This window comes from Rhodococcus sp. KBW08, assembly GCF_003852455.1.
Lineage (GTDB): Bacteria > Actinomycetota > Actinomycetes > Mycobacteriales > Mycobacteriaceae > Rhodococcus_F > Rhodococcus_F baikonurensis.
In genome coordinates this window covers 1-688 of sequence record NZ_QAJJ01000053.1, presented here as the reverse complement: position 1 = coordinate 688, position 688 = coordinate 1, and the positions used below count along the sequence as shown (strand labels likewise).

Genomic DNA, 688 nt, shown 5'->3' with positions numbered 1-688 from the left:
GGCGGGGCTGATTTTCGCTGTAGTGGCTGCTGGTGTTATCGGAGTATCGAAGTTCATCGCGGCCAACTCATCCTCTGCGGTCGTTGAAGAGAACAGCAGTTCAGGGCAACGTGAACAACGCAGTCCGGCATGTGAACCGCTCCTCTCGGACTCCGAAGCAGCGACATCGCCTGACGCTGCCAACACATCGACACGATTGACGAAGGTAGTGCAGACCGCTGCGGATCTTGTGCGAGTTAATGGAGCGGCTTGGGGTCCCCAAGTCGCCGTCGGCAGTGAGCTGTCTATTGAGGAAGCGTTCGTGGATGCCGCTTCGGTTCCGGGAGATGCGATGGTCGCAGAAATGGAATGGTCACGTCAGGCGCAACGAGACGGACTCTACGATGGTGCCGATCGGTCACTCGATTCGGTTGTGCGCCATATCGATTCGACCACGATCTCGGATCTCGACCTTATCGATCATCTGGGCCCGAATTGGCAGGCGGTAATCGATGTCATCGGAACTGTCGCGTCGAATGGGTTTGACGAATACGTGAGCATGGTGCGCGCAGCACCTGCGATGAGAGCAGCCGATGCGCTCGATATTCGGTCTGCGTTGCGGGGGAACGCGGTAGCCCTCGGATTGGAGGCGGAATGGGACGGCGCGCAGGAGGTAGTCGCTTTGTACTTTCAGCAATGCACTTTGGCC

1 pseudogene is annotated in these 688 nt (G+C 58.1%); it reads left to right on the top strand.

Annotation, left to right across the window (positions count from 1 at the left end):
- Window positions 1–301: 301 nt before the first annotated feature.
- Window positions 302–688, top strand: a pseudogene (locus tag DBV08_RS32525) (hypothetical protein); the annotation flags it as partial.